This is a genomic window from Catenuloplanes indicus (assembly GCF_030813715.1).
GTDB classification, from domain to species: domain Bacteria; phylum Actinomycetota; class Actinomycetes; order Mycobacteriales; family Micromonosporaceae; genus Catenuloplanes; species Catenuloplanes indicus.
In genome coordinates this window covers 7,084,723-7,103,917 of the sequence record NZ_JAUSUZ010000001.1, presented here as the reverse complement: position 1 = coordinate 7,103,917, position 19,195 = coordinate 7,084,723, and the positions used below count along the sequence as shown (strand labels likewise).

Annotated in this window: 17 protein-coding genes and 1 pseudogene; 13 read left to right on the top strand and 5 right to left on the bottom strand. The window is 73.0% G+C overall.

Translation table 11 applies throughout. The features are described from left to right. Nucleotides 1-119 precede the first annotated feature (119 nt). Nucleotides 120-1,715 carry a phytoene desaturase family protein gene (locus J2S42_RS32255; protein ID WP_307245250.1) on the bottom strand — a complete coding sequence of 532 codons (1,596 nt, stop codon included), beginning with the start codon at nt 1,713-1,715 and terminating at the stop codon, nt 120-122. A 95-nt stretch (nt 1,716-1,810) separates the two neighbouring features. Between J2S42_RS32255 and J2S42_RS32250 the strand changes: the two genes are divergently transcribed. The 4 genes and pseudogenes from J2S42_RS32250 to J2S42_RS42045 all read left to right on the top strand — a co-directional run bounded on the left by J2S42_RS32250 (nt 1,811) and on the right by J2S42_RS42045 (nt 4,795). Further along, complete coding sequence (locus J2S42_RS32250) at nt 1,811-2,761, top strand: YihY/virulence factor BrkB family protein (protein WP_307245248.1); 951 nt, start codon at nt 1,811-1,813, stop codon at nt 2,759-2,761. Nucleotides 2,762-2,901: 140 nt separating this feature from the next. Then, entirely contained in the window at nt 2,902-3,369 is a 468-nt protein-coding gene (locus J2S42_RS32245) for an SRPBCC family protein (protein ID WP_307245246.1), read from the top strand. 136 nt (nt 3,370-3,505) lie between these two features. After that, nucleotides 3,506-4,334, top strand: a pseudogene (locus J2S42_RS32240) (mechanosensitive ion channel family protein); the annotation flags it as partial. Between the two features lie 194 nt (nt 4,335-4,528). Beyond that, the gene (locus tag J2S42_RS42045) at nt 4,529-4,795 is read left to right on the top strand and encodes a hypothetical protein (RefSeq protein WP_370879306.1); all 267 of its coding nucleotides are present in this window, start codon (nt 4,529-4,531) and stop codon (nt 4,793-4,795) included. A 58-nt stretch (nt 4,796-4,853) separates the two neighbouring features. On the opposite strand, the gene J2S42_RS32235 is transcribed toward J2S42_RS42045, so the two are convergent. Further along, the gene (locus J2S42_RS32235; protein ID WP_307245245.1) at nt 4,854-5,213 is read right to left on the bottom strand and encodes a DUF6401 family natural product biosynthesis protein; all 360 of its coding nucleotides are present in this window, start codon (nt 5,211-5,213) and stop codon (nt 4,854-4,856) included. 103 nt (nt 5,214-5,316) lie between these two features. On the opposite strand from J2S42_RS32235, the gene J2S42_RS32230 reads away from it, so the two are divergent. Then, nucleotides 5,317-5,733: a hypothetical protein gene (locus J2S42_RS32230; protein ID WP_370879305.1), complete on the top strand. Its 417-nt coding sequence runs from the start codon at nt 5,317-5,319 to the stop codon at nt 5,731-5,733. Here the strand turns inward: J2S42_RS32230 and J2S42_RS32225 are convergent. Further along, nucleotides 5,715-6,866, bottom strand: coding sequence for an MFS transporter (locus tag J2S42_RS32225; RefSeq protein WP_307245241.1), 1,152 nt, complete (start codon nt 6,864-6,866; stop codon nt 5,715-5,717). The genes J2S42_RS32230 and J2S42_RS32225 overlap by 19 nt on opposite strands. A 151-nt stretch (nt 6,867-7,017) precedes the next feature. On the opposite strand from J2S42_RS32225, the gene J2S42_RS32220 reads away from it, so the two are divergent. Further along, on the top strand, nt 7,018-7,239 hold the full coding sequence (locus tag J2S42_RS32220; RefSeq protein ID WP_307245240.1) for a hypothetical protein: 222 nt from the start codon (nt 7,018-7,020) through the stop codon (nt 7,237-7,239). Between the two features lie 41 nt (nt 7,240-7,280). On the opposite strand, the gene J2S42_RS32215 is transcribed toward J2S42_RS32220, so the two are convergent. Continuing rightward, entirely contained in the window at nt 7,281-8,513 is a 1,233-nt protein-coding gene (locus J2S42_RS32215; protein ID WP_307245238.1) for a hypothetical protein, read from the bottom strand. A 1,558-nt stretch (nt 8,514-10,071) separates the two neighbouring features. On the opposite strand from J2S42_RS32215, the gene J2S42_RS32210 reads away from it, so the two are divergent. The 5 genes from J2S42_RS32210 (at nt 10,072) to J2S42_RS32190 (ending at nt 16,860) form a co-directional block, all read left to right on the top strand. Next, nucleotides 10,072-12,231 carry an ATP-binding SpoIIE family protein phosphatase gene (locus J2S42_RS32210; protein ID WP_307245236.1) on the top strand — a complete coding sequence of 720 codons (2,160 nt, stop codon included), beginning with the start codon at nt 10,072-10,074 and terminating at the stop codon, nt 12,229-12,231. Between the two features lie 152 nt (nt 12,232-12,383). Further along, nucleotides 12,384-13,061, top strand: a complete 678-nt coding sequence (locus J2S42_RS32205; RefSeq protein WP_307245234.1) for an HAD family hydrolase — start codon at nt 12,384-12,386, stop codon at nt 13,059-13,061. A gap of 8 nt (nt 13,062-13,069) precedes the next feature. Next, on the top strand, nt 13,070-14,386 hold the full coding sequence (locus J2S42_RS32200) for a cation:proton antiporter (protein WP_307245232.1): 1,317 nt from the start codon (nt 13,070-13,072) through the stop codon (nt 14,384-14,386). 233 nt (nt 14,387-14,619) lie between these two features. Continuing rightward, a complete protein-coding gene (locus J2S42_RS32195) occupies nt 14,620-15,369 on the top strand; it encodes a VOC family protein (protein WP_307245230.1) in 750 nt (249 codons plus the stop codon). Nucleotides 15,370-15,507: 138 nt separating this feature from the next. Further along, entirely contained in the window at nt 15,508-16,860 is a 1,353-nt protein-coding gene (locus J2S42_RS32190; RefSeq protein WP_307245228.1) for a glycoside hydrolase family 6 protein, read from the top strand. A 152-nt stretch (nt 16,861-17,012) separates the two neighbouring features. On the opposite strand, the gene J2S42_RS32185 is transcribed toward J2S42_RS32190, so the two are convergent. Further along, nucleotides 17,013-17,669, bottom strand: coding sequence for an HAD family hydrolase (locus J2S42_RS32185; RefSeq protein ID WP_307245226.1), 657 nt, complete (start codon nt 17,667-17,669; stop codon nt 17,013-17,015). A 53-nt stretch (nt 17,670-17,722) separates the two neighbouring features. Between J2S42_RS32185 and J2S42_RS32180 the strand changes: the two genes are divergently transcribed. Both J2S42_RS32180 and J2S42_RS32175 read left to right on the top strand, forming a co-directional pair. Beyond that, on the top strand, nt 17,723-18,475 hold the full coding sequence (locus tag J2S42_RS32180; RefSeq protein WP_307245224.1) for an ROK family protein: 753 nt from the start codon (nt 17,723-17,725) through the stop codon (nt 18,473-18,475). A gap of 40 nt (nt 18,476-18,515) precedes the next feature. Next, nucleotides 18,516-19,190: an MOSC domain-containing protein gene (locus tag J2S42_RS32175; protein ID WP_307249155.1), complete on the top strand. Its 675-nt coding sequence runs from the start codon at nt 18,516-18,518 to the stop codon at nt 19,188-19,190. Nucleotides 19,191-19,195 lie beyond the last annotated feature (5 nt).

The window sequence follows — 19,195 nt, the reverse complement described above, 5'->3', positions numbered from 1 at the left end:
TGCCCGTCGCCACCCTCGCCGACCTCCACCGGCACCGGCACCGCCCGCCACCGCCACCGGCGTTGGCGCCGGTGGCAGCCGCCGCGGCCATCGGCCACCGCCCCCACCGGCCGCCGTCCCTACCGGTCCGCGTAGACCGCGCGGTGTGCGGCGCGGATCGCCGAGGCGTAGAGGTCGCCGGTGAGTGCACGGTCCCGGGCGATCGCGGCCCGGGCCGCGTTCGCGCCGGGTGCGCCGTGCACGCCGCCGCCCGGGTGCGCGGACGAACCGGCCAGGAACAGCCGGTCCACCGGCGTGTCCGCCCGGCCCAGGCCCGGGATCGGGCGCAGGAACAGCTGCTGGAACGCGGCCTGGGAGCCGCCGCCGACCGTGCCGCCGACCAGGCTCGGGTCCTCCCGCTCGAGGTCGGCGGGGCCGGCCACGTGCCGCGCCACCACCAGCTGCCGGAAGCCGGGCGCGGCCCGCTCCAGCACGTCCTCCATCCGCTCGGCCTGCCGGGCCACCGGCTCCGCGTCCCAGGCGGTGCGGAACGGCAGGTGTGAGTACGCCCAGAGCGACTCGGTGCCGTCCGGCGACCGTGACGGGTCGGCCGTGGTCATCTGCCCGGCGAGCAGGAACGGCTCGGTGGGCAGCTCGCCGCAGGCCAGCTCCGCCGCGTACCGGGTGAGGCCGTTGAGGTCCGCGCCGAGGTGCACCGTGCCGGCCCGGCCGACCGCCGGGTTCTTCCACGGCACCGGGCCGGACAGCGCCCAGTCGATCTTGATGGTGGAGCCGTCCCAGCGGAAGTGCGCCAGGTCCTCGACCAGCCGCGGCGGGAGATGCCGCGCGCCGACCAGGTCGAGGTAGAGCGAGGGCGCGGGCACGTCGGCCAGCACCGCGCGGCGGGCCCGCCAGTCGGTGCCGCCGGCCGAGCGCACGCCCATCGCCCGGCCGCGCGCGACCAGGACGCGTTCCGCGCGCACGCCGTAGACGATCCGGCCGCCGCGCGAGACCAGGCGGGAGACCAGCGCGTCGGTGAGCCGCTGCGCCCCGCCGACCGGCACCGGCCAGCCGGCCTGCTGACCGAGCATGGCCAGCAGCCAGCCGTACACCGCGCCGCCGGCCTCCTCCGGGGACAGGTCGGTGTGCAGCGCGTTGCCCGCCAGCAGCAGCTTCGCGCCCTCGCCGCGGAACAGCTCGGAGCCCAGCTCGCGCGCGGAGAGCAGCAGGCGGCGGGCCAGGCGCAGGCCGCCGGAGACGCGCAGCCGGGCGGCCAGGCCGAGGCCGGCCCGGACCGGCGGGAACGGCGACGTGATCACGTCCAGCATCGGGGTGGCGACGTCCTGCCAGTCCCGGTACGCGTTCTTCCAGCGCTCGCCGTCGCCGGGCGCGAACTCCTCCACGGACGCGGCGGTGACCTCGATGTCCCGGTTCATCGTCACGGACCGGCCGTCCGGCAGCAGGTGACAGAGCACGTCCGGCGCGTGCCGCCAGGACAGGCCGTGCTCGCCGAGGCCGAGCCGCTTGATCACCGGGGACGCGTACCCGAGTGGATAGAACGCGCTGAACAGGTCGGAGAGGTAACCGGGGGCGGTGACGTGCCCGGAGCGGACCGCGCCGCCCGCATGCGGCGTCGCCTCCAGCACCAGCACGTCCCAGCCGGCGTCGGCCAACAGGTTCGCCGCGACCAGCCCGTTGTGGCCGGCTCCGACGATGATCGCGTCCGCGGTGTCCATGTTCGCCCCTATATCTTCCGTGGCTGCTCTGGTCAGTTTGGCCCATGAGTACCCCGGGTATGGACCAGCCACCCTTTGACCAGCGGAGGCGCGTCATGGCGTCGGCGACCGAGTCCCTTCGCCTGCCCGACCGGCTGCGGCAACTGCGCTGGCGGACCTGGCGCGGAATACTGTGGCGGGCCGGTGTGGGCTTCGTGAACGACAACTGCTCGGACTGGGCGGCAAGCCTGACGTACTACTCCGTGCTCTCGCTCTTCCCCTCCGCGATCGTGATCGTGGCGCTGGTCGGGCTGGTGTCCGAGGGCCAGGCCGCGGTCGACACGATCCTGGACATCCTGTACGACCTGGGTGCACGGTCGCTGTTGGACAACGAGTCGTTCACCACCTTCATCCACGACACGGTGCTGGGCCAGACCTCGGCCGGTGCGCTGCTGAGCTTCGGTGTGATCGGCGCGCTCTGGTCCGCGTCCGGGTACGTCGGCGGTTTCACCCGCGCGTCCAATGCGATCTACGGCGTGGAGGAGGGCCGGCCATGGTGGAAGCTGCGCCCGCTGCAGATCCTGCTCACCGCGGCCGCGTTGCTGCTGCTCTCGATCGGCGCGTTCGGGCTGGCGATCAGCGGCCCGATCGCGGACGCCGTCGGTGAGGCCCTGCACCTCGGCGACACTCCGCTGCGGATCTGGGGCTTCGCCAAGTGGCCGGTGCTGGTGCTCGTCGGGATGCTGCTGCTGGCGCTGCTGTTCTGGATCGCGCCGAACGTACGGCAGCCGAAGTTCCGCTGGCTGACCGTGGGCGGGTTCGTCACGCTGCTTGCGGCCGCGCTGGTCAGCTTCGGCTTCGGGCTGTACGTGGCGAACTTCGGCTCGTACGACCGCACGTACGGCAGCCTCGGCGCGGTGATCGCGTTCCTGGTCTGGCTCTACCTGATCAACTCGGCCGTGATGCTCGGCGTGGAGATCAACGCTCAGGTGGCGCGTGGCCGGGCGTTGCAGGGCGGCGTCGAGGACCCGGATCCGCCGCTGCCGCCGAAGGACCCGGCGGGCTGACTTTGTTTGATCGCGATCTGACCGGGTAGCTCAGTAGTCGAGGAGCGAGGCCGCGAGGCCCCTCCGGACGACTCTCCGGCCGGCGCCGGACCAGGCCCGCCGGGAACGCGCACCGCGCAGAACGGAAGAAGGAGGAATTCATGGGTACCGTTACCGAACACGTCGACGTGGCCGTGCCGATCCGCACCGCCTACAACCAGTGGACCCAGTTCGAGGAGTTCCCCCGGTTCATGGAGGGGGTCACCGAGATCCGGCAGACCTCGGACACCGACACCCACTGGAAGACCGAGATCGCCGGCGTCAAGCGCGAGTTCGACGCGAAGATCACCGAGCAGCTGCCGGACGAGCGCGTCGCGTGGACGTCCACCGGTGGCGTCAAGCAGTCCGGCGTGATCACGTTCCACCGCTTGGACGAGACGCACACCCGGGTCACCGCGCAGATGGACTTCGAGCCGGAGGGCGTCGCCGAGCAGGCCGGTGACAAGCTGGGCATCATCGATCGCCGGGTGAAGGGCGACATGAAGCGCTTCAAGGAGTTCATCGAGTCCGACCGGGCCGGCGTCGAGACCGGCGCGTGGCGCGGCGAGGTGGACCGCCCGCAGCCGTAGTTCCCGTCGAGTGTCATGACCGCCGGGCCCGCCGCTCCTGGGCCCGGCGGTTTTTATCTGCCCAGGCCCGGGTATGGCTCGGTGAACCGAGCTTCCCCGAGCCCGGTTCGTCGAGCTTCTGCGAGGAGGGACCCGAATGGCAGACGCGATCACCGACATGTGGCGATCCGTGCTGCTCTTCGTACCGAAGGCGGTCGCGTTCATCGCGATCCTGGCCGTCGGATATGTCGTGGCGAAGGGCGTGCGCAAGGTCGTCGACAAGATCCTGGAACGGGTCGGCTTCGACCGGGCCGTGGAACGCGGCGGCATCGGCCGCGCGCTGGAGCGCACCCGGTACGACGCCAGCGACATCCTCGCCAAACTGGTCTACTACGCGGTGCTGCTGCTCACGCTGCAACTCGCGTTCGGCGTCTGGGGCCCGAATCCGGTCAGTGACCTGATCTCCGGCGTGGTGGCCTGGCTGCCGCGCGCGTTCATCGCGATCGTGATCGTGGTCGTTGCCGCCGCCATCGCCGGTGCGGTCCGCGACCTCATCCGGGCCGCGCTCGGCGGTCTCACGTACGGCCGGTTCATCGCGGGCTTCGCCTGGGCGTTCATCGTCGGGCTCGGCGTCATCGCCGCGCTCAACCAGGCCGGTATCGCCACCACCGTCACCACGCCGGTGCTTATCGCGGTGCTGGCCACGATCGCCGGCATCCTGATCGTCGGCGTCGGCGGCGGCCTGGTCCGCCCGATGCAGTCCCGCTGGGACACCTGGCTGACCCGCGCCGCGACCGAGACCGAGGTCATCCGCGCCCGGGCCCGGGAGTACGCGGCCGAGGTCGAGGCGCGTGCCGAGGCCGAACGGGCCGCCCGCGCCGAGGCCGAGCGCCTGGAGGCGGAGCGCAAGGCCCGCCTGGAGGCGGAGGAGACCGAGCGCCGCGACGCGGAACGCCGCGCGGCGGAGCGCCGGGAGAGCGAGCGGATCGCCGCCCAGCAGGCGGAGGCCGAGGCACGCCTGGCCGCCGAGCGGGCCGAGGCCGAGGAGCGCGCGGCGCGGGAGGCCGAGGAGCGCGCAGCCCGGGAGACCGACGAGGGCGCGGCCCGGGAGACCGACGAGCGCGCGGCCCGGGAAAGGGCCGAGGCCGAGGCGGCCGGGCGCGACGACGCCAACCGGCAGATGTCGGACCGGACCGCGGTCATCCCGCGCCAGGACGATCCGGCGACGCCCGCGCCCGACCTGGACGCGACGCAGGCGATCAACACCGGTCGCGGGCTCTACCAGTCCGGCAGCGTGGCGCCGTCCGGCAAGCTGGCGCCGCTCGCCACGGACGGTCCCGGTACGGGCACGACGTACCGGCCCGGCCGGTCGGGCGGCGAGCCCGCCGGCGCGGAGCCGACGCAGCCGGTGCCGCCGCCGGACGCGGTCCGGCGCGACGAGAACTGAACCGTCCCCCCGGAGAAGCGGGGCGTGTCCCACCCGGGACGCGCCCCGCTCTCGCACCTCAGGTGCGGGCGGGCAGCGCCTGGGCGAGCGCGCAGACCGCGAGCATGCGGGTCAGCACCCAGTCACCGGTGGCGAAGTCGATGTGCCCTTCCGGCATGTGCCAGCCGTGCTCGCGGGCCGCGTCGCGCAGGCCCTCGACGTACCCGGCCAGCGCGATCGCGGACAGCGGGCGCAGGTCAGCCTCGAGACTGTCCCGGATCGCGGCGGCGTGCTGGTCGATCGCGGCGAGCAGGGCCGGCGCGGAGGCGGCCGTGGCGAGGCCGAGCGAGCCGACCGAGGACATCAGACCGGCGAGCGCGGATCGTGCCCGCTGGGTGGCGGTGTGCTGATCGGCGGAGCCCGAAGACCCGAGAGTCATGTGGAGTGACGCTAGCCGCCCGCGCCCACGGCCCGCCTCAGCCGGACGGCCGACATGAAGACCGATTCACCCAGGAATGTCGCGCTCTACGGCGTACCCCCGGATGGTTATGGGTATTGACCGCGCCGTGGAGATCGACGATGTGACGGTCGAGGCGCTCGGCCGGCTGACCGAGGCGCTGGAGACGACCGAACGGGCGCGCGGGCACCTGTACGCGATGCACCAGCTGACCGGCGAGGCCGACTTCAAGCTGGACGGTGCGGTGGAGAAGCTCCGCGAGGCCGGCCACCACGAGCTCGCCGACCGCGTGCAGACCGAGCTGATCGGACGCAACGTGATCGCCGGGCGGTGGACGTTCCAGCTGGTGGAGGAGTACGAGGACGGGTACGTCTCGGTTTTCCGCGAGCTGGAGCGCACCGCCCGGGACACGCTCGCGGGCGGGCAGCGGCACCTGTGGGAGGCTCGTCTCAAGGAGCAGCGCCGCACGCGCGGCGAGCCCGGTCACGAGGCCAGGCCGTGAGCCCGGGGGCGTGAGGCCAGCAGGTACAGCACGACCAGCAACAGGGACAGCGCCAGCAGCACCGGGCCGAGCCAGCCGAACCCGGCGCGGTTGAGCAGCACACCGACCAGCGCCGGGACCAGCGCGGCGCCCAGGCTGGACGAGCCCACCTGCAGGCCGATCGCCCGGTCCGCGTGCGCGGCGCCGACCCGGTCCGCGGTGGTCAGGATCAGCAGTGGGAAGACCGGCGCGGCGAAGAACCCGACGACGACCAGGCCGGCGGCCGCGACCCAGGCCGGCGCGGGCAGCGAGATCAGCGCGGCGCCGGCCGCCATCCCGATCAGCGCGCCGACCAGGATCCGGTGGCTGGTGATCCGCTCGGACACCCAGCCGAAGATCACCCGGCCGGCGAACAGCGCGCCCCAGTACGCGGAGACGATCAGACCGGCCGCCCGCGGTGACACGTCCCGGCCCTGGGTGAGCACGGTGTACGCCCAGAGGCCGGCCACCGCCTCGATCGCCACGTAGCAGATGAACGCACCGATCCCGAGCCAGACCGCGGGGATCCGCAGCGTGTGCGCGGGCGCGGCCGGGCGCGGCGCCTCCGTCGGCGCGGTGCGCGCCCACAGCCGTACGGTCAGCGCGAACGCGATCGCCAGCCCGGCCTGGAAGACCGCCACGATGCCGTAACCGGAGCGCCACGGGAGTCCCACGGTGAGCACACCGGTCATGATCAGGGGCCCGATCGCGACGCCCAGCCCGAAGAACGCGTGCAGCCAGTTCATGTGCCGCGGACCGAACGCGGTCGCGGCGTACGCGTTCAGCCCCGAGTCGATCGCGCCGGACCCGAGCGCCAGCGCCAGCGCGCACACCACCGCGAGCGCCATGCTCGGCACGCTCATGTAGCCGGTCAGCGCCAGCGACGCCAGGCCCGTGCTGATCGCCAGCAGCCAGCCCACGCCCACCCGCCCGATCGCGAACCCGGCGGCCACGCTCGAGGTGAAATACCCGATCATCCCGGCGATCGTCAGGAACCCGAGAGCATCCAGCGGTACGCGGTAGTCCGCGGCCATCGACGGCCAGGCCACGCCGAGCAGTCCGTCCGGCAGACCGAGGCTGATGAATCCGAAATAGGCGAGCGCGAGGAGAGGCACCTCGTGATCATGCCTGGCGACCCGCGCTCACGCCCGCCGATCGGACAGCCCGAAGCAAGATCAACACATACCGATAAGGGTACGGACGGACGTATCGGTATCGGCCGAAAAGGTGAGTGTGACCCGGTGATCGCAAGGCAGACTTGCCCGAATGCAGCAGCGAGTCACCGGATTCCTGACGCCGCGCCAGCGGCGCCTCGCCTGGCTGGGCTTCCTCCTGGCCGCGATCCACGCTCCCGTCTCGGCGAGCCTCGCGACCGACGCGTCCTGGCTCTTCGCCGTCGTCGTCGCCATGCTCGTCGCCACCGTCATCATCGCCGATGACGCCGAGCGCCGCAGGCCACAGCCGGCCACCGACGAACTCCAGGGCTGATCCGTCCCGCCGGGGAGGGCGACCTCCCCGGCGTCATGTTCTCAGCTCACCGCGATCGCGTAGGCGACGCCCAGGATCACCACCGCCGCCACGGCCACCAGCAGCACCGCGACCCAGACGTCACTCCGCCGCCGCGGCGCCTGCTCCGCCGAGATCTCCGGCTGCGCCGACCCCACGAACCGCCGCGGCGGCCCGACGACCCGGGCGGCTCCCACGGCCCGCTCATCCGGGTCCGGCACGGCCGGGTAGGCGCCGGAGGCACGGTTCAGCGCGGCGTACGCGGCCGCGTTGCCGTTCAGCGACAGGTAGGCGCCTGATCCGCCGGTCAGGCTCGAATTGATCACCGGATAGCCGCCGGAGACCTCGTTGACCACCTCCGGCCGCACCGGCGGACGGGCGCCGCTCAGCACCGGGTACGACCCGGTCACCCTGGTCACGGCGGCGTGCGGATCCGCGGCCGGGTGCGACCCGGGATCGGAGTCCGGAGAGCCGGCCGGGGCCGCCGGGCTCTCCGGGCGTGGTGCCGCGCCTGCCGCGATCCCGGGGTGCGGATGCGTGGTCACGGACGTCTCCGGGTGCGCAGCCGGGGTCCCGGCGGTCTCCCCGTGCGAATCCGGGCCGGCGGCAGCCCCGGCGTGGGAAGCCGCGCCCGCGTCGGTCTCCGGGTGGCGAACCGCACTCGCCGCAGCCTCCGCGTGCGAGGTGGAGCCGGCGGCGGCCTCCGGGTCGGGAACCGCACTCGCCGCAGCTCCGGCCGGCGAAGCCGGGATCGCGGCAGCCTCCGCGTGCGGAGCCGAGCCGGCGGCAGTCTCGGGCTGGAGAACCGCCCTCGCCGCAGCCTCCGGGTGCGAAGCCGGGACCGCCGCAATCTCCGCCCGCGGAGCCGAGGCCTTCAGGGGTACGGCGAGGTGGAGAGTCACGTCCGAATCCTCGGAGCCGCTCCACGGGTCCACCGCCGCGCGTAGCGCGAGTGTCTCCTCGTGCGCGCTCGCGCGCAGCTCCGGATTCGCACCGGTGACCGCGGTGACCGCGCCGGCGGCGGGGGCCAGAAGCACGATCTCGCCGGTACGGTCGGCCTCGTCCTCGCCGGCCGACAGCAGAACGATGATCTCCCCGGTCCGTTCCGACGCATCCTCCTCGAAGGCGTCGTCGGCTACCGGCGCGGTCCCGGCTTCCGCGGCCGGTGCGGTCTCCGCTCCCCCGCCGGCTGCCTCTTGACCTGGTACTTCAGCCTCATCCCAAGGTCCGGCATCGGCGTCGGCCTCGGGGGCCACGCCAGCCTCGGGCGCAGCGGCACCATCGCCCGGACCCGTGCCGGCCTCAGACCGGGCGGGGCCACCGCCTGCTCCCGCATCAGCCTCAGGCCCGGCAGGCTGCGTCGTCTCACCGGATTCCGGCTCAGGTTCAACGGGGGCCGCGGCACCGGGCGCCGTGGGAGCCTCATCCGATTTCACGGGCGGGGACGCCTGCGGTCCCGCGGGCGAAGCTCCCGCAGCGTGCGCGGGCGATTCCGCGGGCGCGATCCCGGCGGACTCCGGAGCCGGGCTCCCGTCCGGCTCGGCCGGGTGCTGTGGTGTGATGCCATTCCCGGCCGGGGACGCCGTCGCGTCCTGGCCCGCCTGCGTGTCGTTCTCACTGTTCGCAAGCACTGTTGCGCCCCCTTCGGCGAACGTCGCGTCCTGTCCGCCGCCGGTCCCCGGCGCCGTGCCTACGGCCGCGTCCGCGACCGGTGCTGCCGCGGCCGCCCCCGGGGCCGCTGTCTCGTCTCCATCCGTCGGCTCCGCCGACGGTCCGGCCAATAGCTCGCCGCGGGATTTCCCGCCGGCGGAGGTCTCATCCGGCGTGCCGGACCTGCCGGGGTCCGGAACGTGCCTGCCACCATCACGAGTTCCGAGCGCTGGCAGCGGTTCCCGGCGATCGCGACCGGCGGGTCCCGCCGCCGGGGTCACCGGCACGCCCGGCACGGACCGCGCCGCCCGAAACGCTGGAATGCGCGTCTCCGCCCGGGGCGTTCCGGCGAGTTCGCCCTGAAGGCCTGGTGATGCGGCCATGGTCGAGGCGCGCGCCACCGCAGCGGCCACCGCATCCCGCGGCATTCCGGAAACCGCGGCAGGCAAAGCACCCGAGACGGGTGGACCGTCCGAGGCCGCCGAGTCAGCCCCAGTAGCGGACGCGTCCGCATCACCCGAGGCAGCCGCAGCCGACGAGGCAACCGCAGCCACCGAGGCAACCGCAGCCACCGAGGCGACCGCAGCCACCGAGGCGACCGCAGCGGCCGAGGCGCCGGCCGCACCGGAAGACACCGACGCAGCCGGTACCGCCGGTTCCACACGCTGGGAACCCGACGCCTCTACGTCAACTACCGACAGTAATGACTTAGCTGACATAAACCCGACATCCGAAGAATGCGATTCCCCCCGCATGCCGCCAGGCACGCCGGATTCCGGAATCCGCACACCCTCCCCTTCTCCCGGCGACACCGGCGGCAGCGTCGCATTACGGCGGGAAATGTGGAAAACGGCATTCCCGACGATGGACTCGTCGAGCTGTTGCAGTGCGGCCACGAAGTCGAGGACGCCGGCGGGCCTGCGGATGTCGGAACTCGCCTCAGGCCCCACGTCGGTCACGCGCCGACTATAAGCACTGCATACACCGTACCCACAAGGCTTAAGACGCCCCTGAGACAAACGAACGGCCTGTACACAGCGAAATGCAAGAAGTCTCATCTTTGAGCACCACAACGCGTCACACATGATCACGCAGCGCTACCGCATCCCCCGGACGGACCGGGACCCGATCGCCCGATCGGATGACCCCGGATACGCTCATGGCATGGCACGCGCGGTCGTCCGGGCAGTCTCCGCCTCCCCAACGGCGCAAGCCGGGGGCCAGGTGGAGGAGGACCCTGCCCATCGGACGGCCGCCGGTCTGCTGGCGAGCCATCCGTGGCACACCACGCCGCTCGGCGTGCCGGGCGGCTGGGACCCGGCGCTGCGCGCCACGATCGAGCTCATCATGGGCTCGCCGGTGGCGATGTCACTGGCGTACGGCGACGCGTACACGCTGATCTACAACGACGCGTTCGCGACGATCCTCGGCGGCAAGCATCCGGCCGCGTTCGGCCGCCCGGCCGCGGACGTGTTCGAGGAGGCGTGGGCGACGCCCGGCGTCGGCGACGTGGTCGACCGCGTCTACCGCACCGGCGAGCCGTTCCGCGAGGCGGAGACCGCGGTCGCGCTGGTCCGCTCGCCAGCCGGCGAGCCGGAGCAGGCGGTCTTCACGCGCGGCTGTTCCGTGGTCCGGGACTCCCAGGGCCGCACGATCGGCGTGCTCACGGTCGCGACCGAGACCACCGAGGCGACCAGCCGGCTGCAGAGCCTGGGCGAGCTGACCGGCGCGCTGGCCGGCGCGGTCACGCTGGACGACGTGGCCCGGGTCGCGCTGCGGTACGGGTTGAGCGCGTTCGACGTCGACCACATGACGTTCGGCGTGGACGACGCGAGCGGGTGGCGGGTGGTCCGCCGGGTGCGCGGCGAGCTGCTGGACGAGGCGGACGAGCGGCTGCCCCCGCTGTGGCGCCGGCTCCCGCTGGACTCGCCGAGTCCGCTGGCGAAGGCGGCCGGGTCCGGCACGGCCGCGTTCACCGAGGACGGCACGCCGCTGCGCGAGGTGGCGGCGGACCGGCACGACCAGCGGCAGCGCGCGATGGCCGCGATCCCGCTGAGCACGCATTCGCTGCGCGGCGCGCTGACGTTCGGCCGCCGGCACGCGCACCTGTGGCTGCCGGCGGAGCGTGCGCAGCTGACCGCGGCCGCGGACCTGATCGGCCAGGCCGCGGAGCGCGCCCGCCGGTTCGAGACCCAGCACGGCACCGCGCAGCTGCTGCAGCGCAGCATGCTGCCGGAGCACCTGCCGAACCTGGACCGGTTCCGGGTCGCCGCACGGTACGACCCGGGCATCGACGGCAGCGCGGCCGGCGGTGACTTCTACGACGCGTTCGTGCTGCCCGAGGGCCGGCTGGCGATCGTGCTCGGCGACGTGGCCGGGCACGATATGCACGCGGCCGCGCTGATGGGCCAGGTCCGGGCCGCGCTGCGCGCGCTCGCGCTGGCCAACCCGGACCCGGTGGTGGTGCTGGACGGGCTGGACAAGCTGGTCGGCATGCTCGGCACCGGCACCCGCTCGCACGAGCTGTTCGTCACGGTCGCCTACGGCCTGCTTGACCAGCGGGACGGTGGGCTGACGATCGCGTCCGCCGGTCATCCGGCACCGCTGATCCGGCACGCCAGCGCGGAGGGACAACTCGCGACGGTCGGCTACCTGGACGTACCGACCGGCACCCCGCTCGGCCTGGGTGGCGCGCACCGCGCGATGACGACGGCGCTCTCGCCCGGCGACACGATCCTGCTCTTCAGCGACGGCGTGATCGAGCGCCGCCGGCGCGAGCTGGACGACGGCCTGGCCGCGCTGGCGAAGTCGGTGGCGGAGGCGGTCAGCGGCGACCCGCGCAACCTGTGCGCGCTGGCCACGTCCGCGGTCGCGGGTGCCACCGAGGACGACGTGGCCGTGCTCGCGGTCGAGTACGCCAGCACGCCCAGCCGGTCCGCGACGATGAACGTGCCACCCGAGCCGACCATGCCGGGGCGCGTCCGGCAGTGGATGAAGGTGCAGCTCTCCGCGTGGGACGTGCCGGAGGCGGTGATCGGGGCGGCCGTGCTCTGCACCAGCGAGCTGACCACGAACGCGCTGCTGCACGCCGGCACCGCCGCACGCGTGCACATCGACCTGACGCCCGAGCGGCTGCTCGTCTCCGTTCAGGACAGTGGCACGCGCGGCACGGTGACCCGCGCGCACACCGACACGCTCAGCAGCCGCGGCCGCGGTCTTGGCCTGATCGAGGAACTCAGCGACGCCTGGGGCACCGACCCGACGGTCCGCGGCTCCACGGTGTGGTTCGAGATCCTGCTCTCCGAGGACCGCGAAAACCCTTAGGAACAAAGGACTTTCCCGCTTCCGGCGGGGGTGCTGCCCGCATGCTCCCGCGGGCAGCGGCCGGCCCGAGGGGCCTCCCTGCCGGTTGCGCCGTGGGTCACCCGAGAACCCGGTACGTGCTAAGAAACCGGAAAAGGGGTACTGGCGTCCGCATGGGTGAGCGACGCGGTGTGCTTTTCGACGTGGACGGAACGCTGGTCGATACGACCTACCTGCATGCCGTGAGCTGGTGGTCGGCGCTGCGTGAGTACGGGCACGACGTACCGATGGCGGTGATCCACCGTGCGGTGGGCATGGGCGGCGACCGGATCCCCGGCCACCTGCTGGGCGACGACCGCGACCCGGCGCAGGACGACGCGCTGCGCGAGGCACACAAGGCCTTCTACGCGCGGTACCGGGACGACCTGCGGCCGCTGCCGGGCGCGCGCGAGCTGCTGTTCGCGTGCGCGGAGCGCGGCCTGACCGTGGTGCTGGCCTCGTCCGCGGACGCGGAGGAGCTGGCCGCGCTGCGCGCGGCGCTGGACGCGGACGACGCGATCACCGCGGCCACGTCGTCCGCGGACGCGCCGGAGGGCGGCAGCAAGCCGGCGCCGGACATCCTGGAGGCCGCGCTGGCACAGTCCGGCGTCGACCCGGCCCGCGCGGTGTTCGTCGGCGACTCGGTCTGGGACGCGGCGGCCGCCGGCCGGCTCGACCTGCCGTGCATCGGGCTGACCTGCGGCGGCACCTGCAAGAGCGAGCTGGCCGGAGCCGGTGCGGTGGCGGTCTACGACGACCCGGCCGCGCTGCTGGCGCTGCTCGACGAGTCTCCGCTCGGTCTGCTCCGGTAGCCGCGCCGATGGACATGATAGATCTGGCGTTCGCTCTGTTCGGCGCCGGCGCGCTGCTGGCCGGCCTGCTCCCTCGCCTGGTGGAGGGCCGGCCGTTCTCGATGCCGATAGCGTTCCTCGGGCTCGGCATGGTGGTCTTCGCGATCCCGTCACCGCTGCCGGACCTGGACCCGCTCGCCCACCCGGAGCTGACCGAGCACCTGACCGAGCTGGGTGTGCTGGTGGCGCTGATGGGCGCCGGCCTGAAGATCGACCGGCCGCTCGGCCTGCGGCGCTGGTCGGCGGTGTGGCGGCTGCTGGCGCTGGCGATGCCGCTGACCATCGCCGCGGTCGCGCTGCTCGGCTGGGCCTGGGCCGGGCTGGGCCCGGCGGCCGCGCTGCTGCTGGCCGCCTCGCTCGCGCCGACCGACCCGGTGCTGGCCGCGGAGGTGCAGGTCGGCGAGCCGACCGACGAGGAGGACTCGGAGGACGAGGTCCGGTTCTCGCTCACCGCGGAGGCGGGGCTGAACGACGGTCTGGCGTTCCCGTTCGTCGCGCTGGCGCTCGCCATGATCCCGGGGCTGACCTGGGGTTCCGCCGGCCACTGGGCGCTCGTCGACGTGGGCTGGAAGATCGCCGCCGGGGTGGCCGGTGGCACCGTGGTCGGCTGGCTGCTCGGCTGGCTGTTCTTCCGGGCGCGTCCGGAGCGGTTGCGGCCCGCGCTGCACGCGGAGGGCCTGATGGCGCTGGCCGCGACGTTCCTCGCCTACGGCGCGACCGAGATGATCCACGGGTACGGCTTCCTCGCGGTCTTCGTGGCCGCGCGCGCGATCCGTGGCGCCGAGCGCGGTCACGAGTACCACCAGGTGCTGCACGACTTCTCGGAGCAGATCGAGCGGCTGCTGACCGTGCTGCTCCTGCTGCTGCTCGGCGGCGCCGTGGTGGACGGGCTGCTGAAGCCGCTGACCTGGGGCGCGGCCGCGACCGGCCTTGCGCTGATCTTCCTGATCCGCCCGCTGGCCGGCCGGTTGTCGCTGATCGGGGCACCGGGCCGGCGTGCCGAGCACTGGGTGGTGGGCGTGTTCGGCATACGGGGCGTCGGCACGTTCTTCTACCTCGCGTACGCGCTCGGGCACGCCGAGATCCCGGACGCTCCGTTGCTCTGGGCTACCGCCGGCTTCGTCGTGATCATCTCGGTCGTGCTACACGGCGTAGCGGCCACGCCGGTGATGGCGAAGCTCGACCGAATGCACGAGCGCTCGCACGTGCAGCCGGAACGTGCAGGTGACGCGTGCGATCAAGAAGACACTCGATGCACCCTACAAGTAACTCCACGTGAGCAGTAGCGCGCTTTCTCGTGTGAGCTGACCGATTTCGGACCCAACTTCTGTAGCTCTGCGTGTAGGTAACCCGTAAGGTGGACGTCAACCGGTGCCGTCGATACGACGACGCGGATCACCCAGTGTGGACGCCGAACACCCTTCGGCCCGGAAGCGGCTCCACAAGGGTCGGCTACACGCAGAGTGACGTAACGCCGGAATGATCACGGATCAAACCGCAGGCGACAAGGAGGTTGGCGGTGCGAGTCAGAGGCTACCCACAGGGCACCCCGTGCTGGGCTGAGCTCATCGGAGAGGAGTCCGCCGACGCTACAGCGTTCTACGGCGAGCTCTTCGGCTGGAAGACCGACGACCGGACCTTCCGGCTGCGTGACCTGGCGGCGGCCGGTCTGTCGCATTCGGACGACGCTCCTGACCTGGGCGGCAGCGCCTGGGCGACCTACGTGGCGGTCGAGGACATCGAGGCCGTCTCCGTGCTGGTGGCGGACGCGGGCGGCACCGTGCTGCGCGCGCCGCACGAGATGCCGAACGGCGGCCTGGCCGCGCTGTTCCGTGACCCGGACGGCGCGGTCTTCGGCGCATTCGAGAAGAAGGGCGCGTTCGGCGGCGCCCAGATCAACGAGGAGCCCGGCGCGTCCTGCTGGTTCGAGCTGAGCACGCCGAACCCGGACACGATCTCCTCGTTCTACGGCAAGATCTTCCAGTGGACCGAGCAGAACGCGGAGTACGCGCCCGGTGTGCGGTACTCGGAGTACCTGACCAGCAGCGCGCGTGTGGTCGCGGGCATGCGCGTCACCGAGGGCGCGGCCCGCTGGCTCACCTGCTTCGAGGCCGAGGACGTGGCGACCACGGCCGGCCGGTGCGTGGCGCTCGGCGGGTCCGTGGTAGCCGGCATGCGCGCCGCCACCATGGGGTCGTACGCGATCCTGGCCGACCCGAGCGGCGCGGAGTTCGGCGTGATCAGCTTCCTGCCGGAGCTGCACGCGTAACAGGCGTTCCCCGGTCCGCCGCCCCCGCGCTGCACCGCGGGGGCGGCGGACTTCTGCTTTGCATAGACGCAGGTTGATGAGTAAGGTCGTGGGAGCGCTCCCGTCGACCTTCGATCCCACCGCCTGCGAGGAGCACCCATGCGCCCCAGATCCGTCCTGGCCGCCGTGGCGGTCGCCGCCGCCACGGTGGCCGGCGCCGGCCTGCTGCTGCCGTCCACCGCGGCCGCAGCCGAATCGCCCTACTACGTCGACCCGGCCACGAACGCCGCGAGGTGGGTCGCCGCCAACCCGAACGACTCCCGCGCCGCCGTCATCCGGGACCGGATCGCGAGCGTGCCACAGGGCCGCTGGTTCACCGCGAACAACCCGGGCACGGTCGCGGGCGAGGTCGACGCGTTCGTCGGCGCGGCCGCCGCGGCCGGGAAGATTCCGATCATGGTGGTCTACAACATCCCGAACCGGGACTGCAGCGGCGCCAGCTCCGGCGGGCTGGCGAACCACGCGGCGTACCGGGCGTGGGTCGACCAGGTCGCGGCCGGGCTGCGCGGCCGGCCCGCCGCGATCATCCTGGAGCCGGACGTGCTCGCGCTGATGACCAGCTGCCTCGACCAGTCGCAGCAGAACGAGGTGTACGCGTCGATGGCGTACGCGGGCAAGGCGTTCAAGGCAGCGTCCGCACAGGCGAAGGTGTACTTCGACGCGGCACACTCGGCGTGGCTGGCGCCGGCCGAGATGGCCGCCCGGCTGGTCCGCGCCGACATCGCGAACAGCGCGGACGGCATCTCGGTCAACGTCTCGAACTACCGGACCAACGCGGAGGCCGTCCCCTACGTCAAAGCGGTGATCGCGGCCACCGGCGACTCCTCGCTCAAGGGCGTGATCGACACCAGCCGGAACGGCAACGGGCCGGCCGGCAGCGAGTGGTGCGACCCGGCCGGCCGGGCGATCGGCATCCCGTCCACGGACGCGGTGGAGGACCCGATCCTGGACGCGTACCTGTGGATCAAGCTGCCCGGCGAGGCGGACGGCTGCATCGCCGGCGCCGGCCAGTTCGTCCCGCAGCGGGCCTACGACCTGGCGATCGCGGCCGGCCCGGTGGTGACGCCGACGACCACGCGCAGCGCGACCCCGACCGCAAGCCCGACCGGCAGCCCGACGCCGGGCCCGGCCGGGTGTGCGGTGCGGTACACGGTCAACCAGTGGTCGACCGGGCTCACCACCGAGCTGCGGGTCACCAACAACGGCGCCGCGATCAGCTCGTGGCGGGTCGCGTTCACGGTCGGCGGCACGGTCACGCTCACCAACGGCTGGAACGGCAGCTGGACGCAGTCCGGCAGCACGCTCACCGCGGCGAACGTCGCCTGGAACGGCTCGGTCCCGGCCGGTGGCACGGTCAGCACCGGATTCCAGGCGTCCTACACCGGCGCCGCGCCCGCGGCACCGACTGCTTTCACGCTCAACGGCACGCCCTGCACGGCGTCCCCCGCGTAGGTCCCGGTGTGGATTCCGGGCGCCGGTCCTCCTCGTTGCGGGCCGGCGCCCGACGATCTCGTGGCACAGCGCGCGTGACACCCCGTCGGCGCCCGCGGGGGCACCCGGAACCCCGCCACGCGGAGCAGCGGGCGGAGGGGTCCGCGGTCCGGTCAGTCGCGCAGCGAGGCGATCAGCTCCGGGGTCAGCTCCGCCAGCGACGTCAGCAGGCTGTCCGCCAGCATCAGCGCGTCGCCGGCCGGTGGGTAGGCCGGCTGCGGGATCGCCACCACCGCGAGCCCCGCCGCGGACGCGGACCGCAGCCCGTTCGACGAGTCCTCCACGGCCGCGCACCGCTCCGGCGCCAGCCCGAGCCGGGACGCCGCGGTCAGGTACGCGTCCGGCGCCGGCTTCCCGCGCGGCACCTCCTCGGTCGACACCGTGGTCTCGAACAGCGCGGTGATCCCGGCCGCGGCCAGCACGTGGTCGATCAGCACGCGCGCGGACGAGCTGGCCACCGCGAGCCGGTACTCCGCGCCGATCCGCCGCACCGCCTCGACCGCGCCCGGGATCAGCGGCAGCGCGGTCTCGTACCGGGCCGCCATCCGCCGCAGCACCTCGGCCGCGACCTCCTCCGGCGTACCGCCGACGCCCAGGTCCTCGGCGAGGTAACGGGACCACTCGCCGGTGCTCATGCCCATCAGCCGCGTCTGCGCGTCCGGCAGCCAGGTGCCGCCGGACTCCGCGACCAGCCCGCGGCGCACCTCCTCCCACACCGGCTCGGTGTCGATCAGCACGCCGTCGAGGTCGAATACCACCGCTTGGATCATCGATACAGACTGCCAGAGCGCGGACCCGGGCAGGGCTTGGCACACTAGTCGGCGTGCATACGACCCTGGCGATCGACTGTGGTGGCGGTGGTATCAAGGCCTCCGTGCTGGACGAGTCCGGCACGATGCGTGCCCAGCCGCTGCGCGTCCCCACCCCGTACCCCCTGCATCCTGATCTTTTCGTGAAGACGCTGGTGGAGCTGTCGCACCAGCTGCCGCCCGCGGACCGGGTGACGGTGGGGATGCCGGGCATGATCCGGCACGGTGTGGTGGTCGCCACCCCGCACTACATCACGAAGGCCGGGCCGCGCACGCGCATCGACCCGGAGCTGGCCAAGGCCTGGGCGAACTTCGACGCCCGGTCCGCGCTCGGCGCCGCGTTCGACCGCCCGACGCTGGTGCTCAACGACGCGGAGGTGCACGGTGCGGGCGTGGTCGCCGGCACCGGGCTGGAGCTGGTGCTGACGCTCGGCACCGGGCTCGGCTGCGCGCTGTTCGACGGTGGGCGGCTCGCGCCGCACCTGGAGTTCTCGCAGGCGCCGGTGCGCTGGGGCATGTCGTACGACACGTACATCGGCGAGCACGAGCGGCGCCGGCTCGGCGACTCGTTCTGGTCGCGCCGGGTGGCCCGGGTGGTCGAGGGCCTGCGCCCGGTGTTCCTCTGGGACCGGCTCTACATCGGCGGCGGCAACTCCCGGCGGATCATCCCGGAGCAGCTGCTGCGGATGGGCGACGACGTGGTGATCGTGCCGAACACGGCCGGCATCGTCGGCGGCGTCCGCGCCTGGTCGCTGCGCGTTCACTAGATCATCGAGGGGTACGGAGAGCGTGTACTCTTCCCGCGTGGTGGCTCACGTGCTCTCCGTCAACCTGGCCGTGCCCGGCCGCGTGCCCGGCACGGTGCGCAAGACCGGCATCGACAAGCGTCCGGTGGACGGGCCGGTGCTGGTCCGTGCGCCCGGCGACCGCGCGACCGGGCTGGGCAGCGGCCTGGTGCACGACCAGATCTTCGACAACCGCCACCACGGCGGCGACGACCAGGCCGTCTACGTCTACGCCCGCGAGGACCTGGACGTGTGGGCCGCGGAGCTGGGCCGGGACCTGCCCGGCGGCGTGTTCGGCGAGAACCTCACCACGGCCGGCCTGGACGTCACGAACGCACTGATCGGCGAGCGCTGGCGGATCGGCGCCGACCTGGTGCTGGAGGTCTCGGTCCCGCGCGAGCCGTGCAACACGTTCGCCCGCTGGATGGACGTGCCCGGCTGGCTCAAGACGTTCACCCAGCGCGCGGTGCCCGGCACCTACCTGCGGGTGATCGCGCCGGGCGAGGTGCGGGCCGGCGACCGGATCGTGGTCGAGCACCGCCCGCCGCACGAGGTCACGGTCGGGCTCGCGTTCCGGGCCATGACGCTGGAGCGCGAGCTCCAGCCGCGCCTGCTGGACGCCCCGGCGCTGCCCCCGAAGGTCCTCGCCAAGGCGCGTAAGTATGCCGAACGCGTGACCGCCGGTCCGGGCCAGTGACCCAC